Consider the following 12,717-nt stretch of genomic DNA (forward strand, 5'->3'; position numbering starts at 1 on the left):
TTGTTGCTGTGCCGCTATGCGGCACGGGGTTCGGTCGGGAATCCGTGGCTTCCTGCCGGGGTTCGGGTCCGTCCTTGAGGCCGCAGGTGGAGCAGGTCTGGGAGGTCGGCTCGAAGCGGCCGACCTTGACCAGGGTGCGGCCGTACCGTTCCGCTTTGTACTCCAGCATGCCGACGAACGACGACCATCCGGCGTCGTGCACGGACTTGGCCAGGCGCGTGCGGGCCGGTCCCGCAACCGACAGGTCCTCCACCGCGATCCCTTGGCTCTCGGAGATCAGCCTCGTGGAAAGCTGGTGGTGGAACTCGCGGCCCGCGTCAGCAGCTTTGGCGTGGGCACGGGCGACCTTCAGGCGGGCCTTGCCGCAGTTCTTCGATCCCTTCCGCTTGCGGGACAGTTCCTGTGACCGGCCGTCGGGAACGACTGCCCGGTCCGGCGGGCGTCCTCGCGGGCACGGACCGCGTCATTGAACACCACCCGGGCGCACCCGAACGCCCTGGCCCGCGCGGTGCGCTGACCGGCATTCGGGTAAAGCGCGCACTGCCCAGCCCAGCCCGGCTCCGCCGGAGCAACTCCGCGACACTCCGCGCCGCCACCACGAGATCCGCTTCACCTCCGGCCTGAAGGGCCGTTTTCGTCTGCTTCTTCCGTTCTACACCCCCGTGAACGTGTCGAGGGCTACGTCGAAATACGCGCGCCCCTGCCGCGCCTTCCCCACCGGCGCCGACATCTGAAGCTCGTACAACCGGCCGTCCTCCTGCCACCACACCTCGTACGCGCGCTTCGCCATGCCTTCTTCCGCATCCCAGGTGAACTCCCGGCGGGCGGCGGGATGTCCGTGGTGGGTGGTGGCGGTGATCCGGCCGTCGCGGTACCCCGCGTGGGTGTCCGGTCCCTTCGCGTGCGCTCGCCGCATCGCGTCCAGGGGACCGCCGGGCTCGGGTGCGGTGGTCCGGATGCTCAGGCGGAAGGTTTCTCCACGCGACTCGTACACCCCCTGAGCGCGACGCGTGAACCCCTCCGGCACGGCCAGCGAGAACCCCGCCGGGTCCTCGACGACCAGGTACCCCGATGGCGCCGACACGGATTTTTCCGGACCCGGCGCACCGCCCCCGCCGTTCCTGAGCAGCGCCCCCGCCGACACCCCCGCCACCGCCACAGCGGCGACCAGCAGCGCGGTCACCAGCAAGCGCCGCCACCGGAACGGCACCGCCTGCGGCGGCAGTCGCCCCATGTCGAGGAAGTCCCGCAGCATCCGCTCGGCCCGCACCGCGTCCAGCCGCTGGTCCGGATCACGGTTCAGCAGCCCTCGTACGACGGGCAGAAGCGGCTCCGCCTGGACGGGCGGACGTATGTCGTCGGCGATCACGGCGTGCACGACGCCGCCCAACGAGTCGCGCCGGAACGGCGATTCGCCGCTCAGGGCCGCGCACAGCAGCGCGCCCAGCGACCACAGGTCGGACTCGGGTCCGGTCCGGGCGCCGGTCATGCGCTCGGGCGCGGTGTACTCGGGGGAACCGACGAAGGTGCCGCTCTCGGTGAGCGTGGGGGCGCCCGTGAGCCGGGCGATGCCGAAGTCGGTGAGGACGACGCGGCCGGTGGCGGGCTCCAGCAGGACGTTGGCGGGCTTGAGGTCGCGGTGCAGGACGCCGGCCGCGTGCGCGGTACGCAGGGCGCCGAGCAGGGCGATGCCGATCCGGGCGGCCTCGCGTGCGTCGAGCGGGCCATATGTGGAGACGCGCTCGGCGAGGGAGCCGCCGTCGATCAACTCCATGACGAGGTACGGGCGTTCGTCGTGCTCGACGACATCGTGGACGACGATGATGTGCGGGTGGCTGAGCTGGGCCACCGCGCGGGCCTCGCGCAGGGTGCGGTCGGCCTGCTGCCGGACCTCGTCCGCGGAGAGGGTGTCGTCGAGGAGCAGTTCCTTCACCGCCACCTGCCGGCCGAGGAGCCGGTCGGTCGCCCGCCATACGGCACCCATGCCGCCACGGCCCAGCCGCGCCTCAAGCAGGTAACGACCCGCGATCACACGGGAGTCGCCCCCACGGCCGTCCCCCTGCTCCCCCTGGGTCCCCATGCGCCCCATCATGCCGCACCGGACGGATCCCCTCCGGAGCGCCGATCGGCCAAGTCGCACGCGGTGGCTGAAAGTTCAGGACGTACTCGTCGGCTCCCGCCAGCTCCTTCAGGACGTACTCGTCGGCTCCCGCCAGCTCCTCAGCACCGACGTGAACTGCTCACGCGTGGTCGGCCAGTCCTCCGCGGGTGACGCCATGTAGATGGCGTACTCGGTGCCGTCCCGGGCGACGTACGCCTCGTCGATCGCGCGATACGGCCCCGGATAGGCCGCGTCCTTCGCCAGCGCGGTCCAGGTGTACTCCCACAGCGACGCCGGCCGGTCGCGGTAGTTGTCCTCCCTCAGCGTCAGCAGCTCGTAGTCGACCAGCCGCTGCGAGACCTGGAGTTCGAGTTCGGTCTGGTGCGCGACGGGGTCGTCGAAGTCCGGTGCCCTGTCGACGGCGATACGTATGAGGTGCGTGCCGCCGTCGGGGCTGTAGTCGATCTGCGTGAGCCCGTCCTTGTCGCTGAAGACCGAGCGTTTCCAGCCCTCGGGGAGGGAGAGGCCGAAGCCGACCGGGTCGTTGACGGCCTCCCAGCCGTCGGGGAGGGAGCCGCCGGTCTCCGTGGGACTTGTCGACGGAGAGGAGGTGGAGGTTGGGGTGGGGGTAGTGGGATCCGCAGACGCCGATGTGCCGTCCGTCTGCCGCCCCTCGTCCCACGCCTGGAACGCCACGGCCGCACCGCCACCGACCAGCGCGGCGACCACGACGACCAGGGCGAGCGTACGCAGACGTCGTCGCCCCTGGGACCGCGCGGAGACCGGTGAACCGGAGGCGGTCGGTGAACCGGAGGCGGTCGGTGAACCGGAGGCGGTCGGTGAACCGGAAGCGGTCGGCGGCGCGATCGTCGTCGGTCCCGTGACGAGCGGGTACGGCGTGGCCGCATCCGGCCCCTGAAACCCGAGTGGTCCCGGCGACACAGGTACGGCGCCCGTCTCATGGTGCGCGGCGCCATGTTGCGCAGCTCCATGTTGCGTCGGCACATACACCTGCGCCCCGCTGGGCCGCCGCCCCTCCGCCGCCTCCGCGAGCATCAGCTCGGCGGCCTCCACGTCGGGCCGTACGGCCGGATCCTTGTGCAGCAGGGCGGTGATGACGTCGCCGAGCGGGCCGGCGTGCCGCAGTTCGGCGGGCTCCTCCTCGACGACCGCCTGCATGGTGGTCAGCGGCGAGGTGCGGCGGAACGGCGACCTGCCCTCCACCGCCGTGTACAGCGTGGCGCCCAGCGCCCACAGGTCGCAGGACGGCCCGGGATCATGGCCGCGGATGCGCTCCGGGGCCAGGTAGTCGACCGAGCCGACGACCTCTCCGGTCCGGGTGATCGTGGTGTCGCCCTCGATCTGGGCGATGCCGAAGTCCGTGAGGAGCACACGCCCGTCGTGCGCGAGAAGGACGTTGCCGGGCTTCACATCGCGGTGCAGGACTCCAGCGGAGTGCGCGGCACGCAGCGCGCGCAGCACCCACAGTCCGATGCGGGCCGCCTCCGCCGGCGCGACCCGCCCCTGTTCCGTCACCGCGTCGGCGAGCGAGTGGCCCTCGACCAGTTCCATCACGATCCACGGCCGGCCGTCGTGCTCCAGCACGTCGTGCACGGTGACGACGGCGGAGTGGTTGATCCGCGCGGCCGCACGCGCCTCCGCCCGGGTACGGGCGAGGAGTGTCTCCTGCTCGGCCTCGGAGACATAGAGCGCGGCGGTCAGTTCCTTGATCGCGACGGTTCGGTGCAGTACCTCGTCATGCGCGCGCCACACGCGGCCCATGCCGCCGCTGCCGATGGAATCGGCGAGCCGGTAGCGGCCCGCGAGGAGCCGGCCCTGCATCTGATTCACGTTGCCCCGCAATGGTTTTGACAGGGTCAGACTAAGGACCGGCCCGGCCGCAGGGAACCGCGGGGGTGCCACGGAGACGGCACTGTGACGGTTGTCGCTTCCGGGCGCGGGAGTGAACCTGTACGGCAGGCAGGGGTGTCAGGCGCGGTACAGCCCGCGCACCGAGCCGTCAGCCCGTGAACCGGTACGTCGCCGCCGCCTGCTCATACAGCCGCGTCACCTCGTCCCGCTCGGCCTCCGGGCCGCGCAGTTGCAGCACGTGGTAGCGCCCGTCGATCAGGATCGCGAGGTTGCGCACGAACAGCTCGCGGTCGTCGGCGTCGGTCCAGGTGAACTGCCCCTCGGCCATGGTCTGCTGGCCCACCTGAATCGTCTTCAGGCCGGTGGAGGTGGCCCAGCTGGAGTCGCGATACGGCTGCAGCTCGGGCTCGTCCTCCCGCTGATACACCATCGGATCGCTGCCGTACTCGTCCGCGGTGTCCCGTCCCGGTACGACGATGAGCTCGAAGTCGCCCTGCGAGTAGACGACCTGCCCGCGCCCGTTCTTCCCGGTCCGGTCCCAGCCGTTGGCGACGGCGACGGCGAAGCCCTCCTGGTCCGCGCGCAGCGCGAAGCCGTCGGGGAGATCGGGCGCCGTGGTCTGCGTCTCGTCGGAACCCGCCGACTCCGAGGTGCCGTCCGTGCCCGGCGAGGTCTGGTCGGGCCGCGGCTCACTGCTGGCCTCGGGCGACTGTGCGGGTTCCGGGCTCACCTCACCGGCGGCCCCGGTCCGGTCGGTGTCCTCGGCGCCGGTGCTGTCGGACCTGGGCAGGAACAGCACGGCGTACGCGATCCCCGCGGCCATGACCAGCAACACCAGCAGCAATAACGTACGGCCCAGGCTTCGCGGCGAACTGCCCTCCTGCCGCGCCCGCTTGTGCCGTCCGTGCGCACTCGTCGCGGGCAGCCCGGCACGCCGCCTGCGCACCAGCTCGCCCCTGCGCCGTACGATCGGCAGCCGGCTCGCGTCGACGGGCGGCGCGGCGACGACATGCGCCCCGGCTTCCGGCTCGGGCGCCGACCGCACCAGCGAACGCAGCCAGCCCCGCAACTCCTCGAACTCAAGCCGCTCGGTGGGGTCCTGACGCAGCAACGACTCGACGACCGGCCGCAGTGGACCGCACTCCTCCGCGAAGGCGGGCGGCTCGGCGCACACCATCTGCACCAGATCGGCCGTCGACTCCTCCGGATACGGCGCATGCCCCTGCACGGACCGGAACAGCAACGCTCCCAGCGCCCACAGATCGGTGGCCGGCCCGATCGGCGCCGCCAACTGCCAGTTCTCGTGCACCGGCCCCGCCTGCTCCGGCGCCCAGCGCTCGGTCACCGGGCCCACCACAGCCATCCGCGCCTGCCGCGCCCGCTCGGCGGCCAGCGCGGTGGTCGGCCCCCGCCGCGCCGGCGCCCCGGCGACGAGGTCGTCCCAGCGACTGGGGGGCGGGGTCGGAGAGGCGTCGGGACGGAGGTCGGCGCCCGGGACGGGGGCAGCGGCACCAGCCATGGGGACGGGGGCGTTCCCTCCGGGAGGAAGCGCCGTACGGTCCCCTTGATCACTGCCGCCTTGCCCAGTGCCCCCCGTCCGCGTACCACGAGGCACCGCGCCGTGCCAGGAGCCTCCGGCCACTCCGTACGGGTCGGCGATCTGCCCCGGCGCCCCGCCCCGAACCGCCGGCGCGTCGCCGTTGCCAAGGGAACTCGGGGAGTTTCCGACGCCGCGGCCGGAGGGGTACGACGACGGGTCGGTACCGGTTTCGGAGGGGGACGGGGGCCGGGGCGCGTCGCCTTCGAGGGCGTACGGCTGCTGATGGGCGCCGATTCCGTCGGCGTACGGCGGGCGATGAGCGCCGCCTTCGGCATACGGCGGCCGAGGGGCCCCGCTCTCCGAGGCGTACGGTCGCTGTGCCGAACCCTCGGCCGGTTCGTGCGGGGTGCCCTCGGGGGAGGGGCGTGCCCCGGGGAGCGCGGCCCGGCTGCTCTGCTGCGCTTCCTGGACGCGGGCCGCGGCCCGGGCGCCCGCTCGATACGCGGCGATCGCCCCGGCGCGCGCGGCCCGGACGTCACCGCCGGCCTCGGGGGCCCTGCGGGCAAGGGCGCTCGACGGGCCCGTCTTGTTCGCCGCTTCCGCCCCGACGGCCGGCAGTCCCCCGGCCGCCCGAGCCTCGATCGCGGCCCTCCGCGCAGCCTCGGGATCGACTTCGACGGGCGCGGATCCACCACCGCTGCCGCCGGGTCCGCCGAAGGCACCAGGGCTCAGTGGAGCGCCGACGCCCCCGAACCCACCGGAAGCACCAGGTCCACCGGCACCACAGAAGCCCGCGGAGCCATCCGCACCGCCAGAGCCCCCGGCACCATGCGCACCACCACCACCATGGGCACCACCAGCACCACCACCTGCACCACCACCTGCACCACCTGCACCACCTGCACCACCTGCACCACCTGCACCACCTGCACCACCGAAGCCCACAGACCCACCGGACCCGCCACCCCCGCGCCCGTCACCGAACCCCGGAGCGCCGCTCTCCCCCGCGCCTGCGCCCGGACCGCCACCCGTGTCGCCGTCCTCCGCCGGCACCGGGTCGTAGCCGCACAGGGCCTCCTCCGCCGCCCCGACCGCGAGGCCGGTCAGCATGACGCGACCGTCATCGCAGACGAGGACCGTGCGGGCGGTGATGTTGCGGTGGACCCAGCCGTGGGCATGCAGGACGCGCAGGGCCATCAGGACGTCGGAGGCGACCTCGGCCGCCCGGTACGGCGTCAGCGGCTTCTCGGCGAGGAGGGCCGCCAGCGGCCGTGCGGCCACCAGTTCGCTGACGATCCACAGCGAACCGCCCTCCGCGAACACGTCGAAGACCTGGTCGAGCCGGGGGTGATCGGGAATTCGGGCGGCGGCCTGTGCGGCCTCCACCGCACGCCGCACCGCCGGATCGGTGGGCCGCCGCGTGGCCGCACGCGCCGGGGGCCGCCGCGCACCGCGCTCCCTCGCCCCACGGTCCCGGGCTGTGAACCCGTCCGGCAGCCCTTCCGCGTCGAGCACCTCCGCCTCGACGATCTCCGGCAACGGCACCTGCCTGACCAGGACTTCCTGCCCGCTGTAGGTGTCAAAGGCCCGGGTCTCGGTGAGTTCGTACTCGTCGGACGGCGGCAGCGGCAGGCGGTAGCGGTCGGCGAGTACCCGACCCGCATAGTCGTCCACGTTGCCTCCCCCGGCCGCCCGGTTGGTCAAATCCGTTCGCCTTGCGGCTCGTTCTGGATGCGTACGGTTCGCAACCACTCACGATACGTGCCGGAGGCAACCCGCAATGAGGTGATGCCCAGATCTCATGCCCTGTTACTCCGGCCAGTCACCTCACGACTTGGGTTCGAAACTCTTCGCCAGCGTCTGCCAGGTGTCCTTACGCAGCTCACTGTCCCAGTTCGCGGCTTTCGCGGTGTACATCAGCGCGTACCCCTGGTCATCGTCGACGACGAACCCCCGGTCGACGGTCCGGTACTTTATCCCGCTCTCCACATAGGTGAACTCCCAGTCGGCCGTATTCCAGCCCCGGTAGTCCACCGCCTCTATGCGGATCCTCTGGTACTGGGCACGCGACATGCTCTGCTCCTGGTTCTTCCAGTCCGCCACCGGGTCGTCCTTGGGCGTGGACGTCCAGGCGACCAGCAGCTTTTGCCCGTCGGGCCCGGTGAACCGGTCGCCCGAAGCCCCCGTGCCCTGGAACGTCCACCCCGTGGGCAGCCCGATCGCATACGTGCCGCCCTGGTGCGTCGACGCCACTCCGGCCACACCGCCGGCCCCGGCGCCACTGCCACCGGACGCACTCGCACTGGCACTCGGCGTACTTCCGGACCCCGAACCGGACCCCGAACCCGCCGTCGACCCCGCCCCCGCGGACTCCGTCGCCGCGGACTCCGTCGCCGCTTCGTCCGTACGCGTGCCCCCGCCCACGTCTTCCTTGGTCGAGACGCTCGCGCTCGCCGAAGGCGAGACCGAGGCCTTGCCGTCGCCACTCGCCGAGCCCTCCGAACCGTCTCCCTCCCCGCCGAGCGTGAACGTCAGCACCGCGCCGAGCACCGCGAGCACCACGACCACCGCGATGATCACCAGCGTCCGCTTCGGTACCACATCGGTGAGCGGCGCCCGAGGCGCAGGCCGCGGCGGCAGGTCCGGCGGCGGCATTACGGGCCACCCCGAACTCCGCCCGCCCGAAGCCGCGTTCGCCCCCTTCGAGCCACGATCCCCGGACGAGGAACCGGACGAGGAACCGGACGAGGATCCGGACGTCCCTGACACCCCGGACGACCCGCCCGAGGCCGACGCCGTACCCGACTGCGCTGACGATGTCCCAGGCACACCCTCGGATTCCGAACCGGATTCAGAAACCGCCGTACCACTGCCGGACTTGGGACGAGCGGTGGCCGCGGCCGCCGCCGACGCCGGCCCGGCCGATCCGGCGGCCTTCCGCCCGGAGCCCAGGGTCCCGCGCAGCCGCCCACCCTCCTCCGCATCCGCGTTCGCCGAACCCGCCTTGGCTGCCTTGCCCTTCGGCTTGTCCTTCGCCTTGCCCTTCGGCTCGTCCGGCTGTGCCGGCAGCGGCACGACCTTCGTCGCGTCCGCCGGCGGCTCCGGCTCGGCCACCTTCGGCTCGGGCGCGTGGATCACCGCGTTGAGCATGACGCGCGCGCCGGCGTCGTCCAGTCGCTGGGCCGGATCCTTGGTGAGCAGGCCGTAGATGACGTCCTTGAGCGGTCCCGCGTTCTTCGGCTCCTCCAGCGGCTCGGTCATCACCGCGGTGAGGGTCGCGATCGCGGACCCCTTGTCATACGGCGGGGTGCCCTCGACCGACGCGTACAGCAACCCGCCGAGCGACCACAGGTCGGCCGCCGGTCCCGGCTTGTGCCCGCGGGCCCGCTCCGGGGAGATGTAGGAGGGCGCACCGACAAGCATGCCGGTCGACGTGATGGACGGATCGCCCTCGACCTGCGCGATACCGAAGTCGGTGAGCACGACCCGGTCGCTGTCGGACTCCAGCAGGACGTTCGACGGCTTCACGTCGCGGTGCAGGATGCCCTCGCGGTGAGCCGACCGCAGCACATCGAGGACCGCGAGACCCACCTCGGCCGCGCGCCGTGGCTCCAGCAGGCCGTCCTCCCGGATGACCTCGGCGAGCGACTTGCCCTCGACCAGCTCCATCACGATCCACGGCCGGTCGTCCTCGTCGACCACGTCGAAGACCGTCACCGCGCTGTTGTTGCGGATCCGCGCGATCGCCTTGGCCTCACGCAATGTGCGCGTGATCAGCCGCCGTTTCTCGTCCTCGTCGATGTCGGACGGAAACCTGAGCTCCTTGACGGCGACCGTCCGGCCCAGGGTTTCGTCCTCGGCACGCCACACCGTGCCCATGCCGCCGCGGCCGAGCACATCTCCCAGCCGGTACCGCCCGGCGAGGAGACGTGCGCTCTTGTCCTGACGGGATGTCCCCGCCCGCTCCGCCTCCGACATGCGTCCCCTCAAGCAACCCGCCCTGACAGAGCCTCCATTGTCTCTCACCCGGCAAGTGCCCGACGCCCAGGGTGCCCCTGGCCCCGCCACGGGCTTCCCGCACCCGGAACCTCCGTGACCCACGTGTTCCAAGGGGCTGGATGATGGGCCACGACAAGGGAGGACCCACGATGCCACCGCTACGGACACTACTGGCCGTTCCTGTGTCCCTGGCTCTCCTCGCCCTTGCCTCGACCGGCTCCCAGGCATACCCCGAACCGCTCACGGATGTGATCCTTCCGCTGCTGGTCACCCGGGGTGAGGCACCCGCCGCGGCCCTGCTCGCCCGTGAGGAGACCGGCACCCGCTACGCCCACGCCGGCCAGGGAATCGCCCGCGCCGACCGCTTCCGGGCCGGCAGCATCACCAAGACCTTCATCGCCACGGTGGTGCTGCAACTGGCGGCCGAACACCGGCTCTCCCTGTCCGACACGGTGGCCGAGCACCTGCCGGGTCTGGTCCATGGAGCGGGAAACGACGGCCGCACGCTGACCCTTCGTTCCCTGCTCACCCACACCAGCGGCCTGTACGACTTCACCGCGGACACCGGCGGTACCGTCCCCCTGACCTCGCTTCAGGCCGTACGCATCGCACTCACCCACCCTCCGGCCGACCCCGGCCGCTTCTCCTACTCCAACACCAACTACGTCCTGCTCGGCCTGGTCATCGAGCAGGTCACCGGCGACTCCTACGCCACCGAGGCCGAACGCCGCATCATCGCTCCGCTGGGTCTGACCGGAACCTCCTTTCCCGGGTCCACCGCATCGCTGCCCGCACCGCACGGGCGTGCCTACGCGGCCGACGGCTCCGACGTCACCGAACTCGACCCGCGGGTGGCCGGGGCCGCGGGCGAGCTGGTGACGACACTCGCCGATCTGGACCGCTTCTACTCCGCCCTGCTCGGCGGCGAGTTGCTCCCCTCACGCTGGCTGCGCGAGATGCTCGACACCCGTACCGCACATGGCTCGTACGGCATGGGGCTGTTTCCGGTGAAGCTGCCGTGCGGAACCACGGTGTGGGGGCACAACGGGCGGATCTCCGGCAGCTACGTGCGCAGCGCAGCGACCGTCGACGGCCGCCGTGTCCTCACCTTCCGGGTCAACACGGACGCGGTGGCCGATCCCGACATCGAACCGGCCCTGCTCGCCGCCGAGTTCTGCCCTCGCACTTCTTGAAACGGCCGGGATCCGAGCAAAGATCCCGAAGCGCCTCACCCATTCGGGTGATATGAGACGAGAAGGCCTACAGCGGCACGATGTCCGGCGCCCCCAGCCGCGCCGCATCCGCCGTCAGGTCGTCCGGCTGGCGCTGCGACTCCCGCTCCGCCTGCACCCGCTTCTCGTAGTGCTCGATCTCGCGCTCGATATGGTCCTTGTCCCAGCCGAGAACGGGCGCCACCAGCTCGGCGGCCTCGCGGGCACTGCGCGTCCCCCGGTCGAAGGTCTCGATCGAGATGCGGGTCCGCCGGGTCAGCACGTCGTCCAGGTGCCGTGCACCCTCGTGCGAGGCGGCGTACACGACCTCGGCGCGCAGATAGTCGTCGGCGGCCTGCATGGGCTCGCCCAGCGACGGGTCGGCGGTGACGAGTTCGAGGACCTCCTCCGCCATCGAGCCGTACCGGTTCAACAGGTGTTCCACGCGCACCACATGGAGCCCTGTGCGGGCGGCGATCCGCGCTCGCGCGTTCCACAGCGCCGGGTAGCCCTCGGCGCCGATCAGCGGGACGTCCTCGGTGACGCACTCGGCGACCCGCATGTCGAGGCCGTGCACCGCCTCGTCCACCGCGTCCTTGGCCATCACGCGGTACGTGGTGTACTTGCCGCCCGCCACGACCACCAGCCCCGGCACCGGGTGCGCCACGGTGTGCTCGCGGGACAGCTTGCTCGTGGCGTCCGACTCGCCGGCCAGCAGCGGGCGCAGCCCCGCGTACACACCCTCGACGTCGTCGCGCGTGAGCGGCACCGCGAGCACGGAGTTCACACGCTCCAGCAGATAGTCGATGTCGGCGCTGGAGGCGGCCGGGTGGGCCTTGTCGAGGTCCCAGTCGGTGTCGGTCGTGCCGACGATCCAGTGCCGGCCCCAGGGGATCACGAACAGCACGGACTTCTCGGTGCGCAGGATCAGGCCGGTCGACGAGTGGATGCGGTCCTTGGGCACGACCAGGTGGATGCCTTTGGACGCACGGACGTGGAACTGCCCCCGCTCCCCCACCATCGCCTGCGTGTCGTCGGTCCACACGCCCGTGGCGTTGACGATCTGCTTGGCGCGGATCTCGTACTCCCCGCCCGCTTCCACGTCCTGCACGCGGGCCCCGACGACCCGTTCGCCCTCGCGCAGGAAGCCGGTCACGCGCGCGCGGTTGGCGGTCTTCGCCCCATACGCCGCAGCCGTGCGCACCAGGGTCGCCACGAAGCGGGCGTCGTCCATCTGCGCGTCGTAGTACTGCAACGCGCCGACCAGCGCCTCCCGTTTCAGGGCGGGCGCGACGCGCAGGGCGTGACGGCGGCTCAGATGGCGGTGCATTGCCAGGCCCCGGCCGTGCCGGGCCATCGACATGGCGTCGTACAGCGCGACGCCCAAGCCTGCGTACAGGCGCTCCCAGCCCTGGTACCGCAGCGGGTACAGGAACGGCACCGGCTTCACGAGGTGCGGGGCCAGCCGCCCCAGCAGCAGCCCGCGCTCCTTCAGCGCCTCCCGGACGAGGGCGAAGTCGAGCATCTCCAGATAGCGCAGGCCGCCATGGATCAGCTTGCTGGACCTGCTCGACGTGCCCGACGCCCAGTCACGCGCCTCGACGAGCCCCGTGGACAGGCCACGTGTCGCCGCGTCCAGGGCCGTGCCGGCGCCGACGACGCCGCCACCCACCACCAGCAGGTCCAGCTCGTGCTCGGCCATTGCTGCCAGGGACTCGGCGCGCTGCACCGGCCCCAGTGTCGCTGTCCTCACCGCTGCCTCCCGCTGTCGGTCGCGCCGGCCCCACTCGCCGGGTGAACCCCGTCCTCTCCCTCATGCCCAAATTCTGACCGTCTTGCCCGACTCCAGCCACCGCCCAGCCGCCGACCTGTGGACAACTTTCACCGACCCGCCAGAAGACACAAAACGACACAGGAAAATCAATGCCGTATATCGGTCATATTTACTCCTAGTCTCACATTGCGCTCGCTCACTCTGTCCACAGGGCTTGCGC

The 12,717-nt window shown here is 71.6% G+C and carries 6 protein-coding genes and 2 pseudogenes; 1 reads left to right on the top strand and 7 read right to left on the bottom strand.

Going from position 1 to position 12,717, the window contains the following annotated elements; translation table 11 throughout:
* Positions 1–58: 58 nt before the first annotated feature.
* The 6 genes and pseudogenes from GFH49_RS26460 to GFH49_RS26485 form a co-directional block, all read right to left on the bottom strand.
* Positions 59–403 (bottom strand): annotated as a pseudogene (locus GFH49_RS26460) (RNA-guided endonuclease InsQ/TnpB family protein); the annotation flags it as partial.
* Positions 349–528, bottom strand: a pseudogene (locus GFH49_RS41045) (helix-turn-helix domain-containing protein); the annotation flags it as partial. The pseudogenes GFH49_RS41045 and GFH49_RS26460, both read right to left, overlap by 55 nt.
* 124 nt (positions 529–652) lie before the next feature.
* Positions 653–2,080, bottom strand: coding sequence for a serine/threonine-protein kinase (locus tag GFH49_RS26470; RefSeq protein ID WP_230396507.1), 1,428 nt, complete (start codon positions 2,078–2,080; stop codon positions 653–655).
* A gap of 108 nt (positions 2,081–2,188) precedes the next feature.
* Positions 2,189–3,943: a serine/threonine-protein kinase gene (locus GFH49_RS26475; protein ID WP_155058593.1), complete on the bottom strand. Its 1,755-nt coding sequence runs from the start codon at positions 3,941–3,943 to the stop codon at positions 2,189–2,191.
* Between the two features lie 178 nt (positions 3,944–4,121).
* On the bottom strand, positions 4,122–7,187 hold the full coding sequence (locus tag GFH49_RS26480; RefSeq protein ID WP_155058594.1) for a serine/threonine kinase C-terminal domain-containing protein: 3,066 nt from the start codon (positions 7,185–7,187) through the stop codon (positions 4,122–4,124).
* A gap of 153 nt (positions 7,188–7,340) precedes the next feature.
* Complete coding sequence (locus tag GFH49_RS26485) at positions 7,341–9,491, bottom strand: serine/threonine-protein kinase (RefSeq protein ID WP_155058595.1); 2,151 nt, start codon at positions 9,489–9,491, stop codon at positions 7,341–7,343.
* 170 nt (positions 9,492–9,661) lie between these two features.
* On the opposite strand from GFH49_RS26485, the gene GFH49_RS26490 reads away from it, so the two are divergent.
* A complete protein-coding gene (locus tag GFH49_RS26490; protein WP_155058596.1) occupies positions 9,662–10,705 on the top strand; it encodes a serine hydrolase domain-containing protein in 1,044 nt (347 codons plus the stop codon).
* A 67-nt stretch (positions 10,706–10,772) separates the two neighbouring features.
* On the opposite strand, the gene GFH49_RS26495 is transcribed toward GFH49_RS26490, so the two are convergent.
* Positions 10,773–12,476 carry a glycerol-3-phosphate dehydrogenase/oxidase gene (locus GFH49_RS26495; RefSeq protein WP_155058597.1) on the bottom strand — a complete coding sequence of 568 codons (1,704 nt, stop codon included), beginning with the start codon at positions 12,474–12,476 and terminating at the stop codon, positions 10,773–10,775.
* Between the last annotated feature and the right edge of the window lie 241 nt (positions 12,477–12,717).

This window comes from Streptomyces blattellae (assembly GCF_009709555.1).
In the GTDB taxonomy this organism is placed as follows: Bacteria; Actinomycetota; Actinomycetes; order Streptomycetales; family Streptomycetaceae; genus Streptomyces; species Streptomyces blattellae.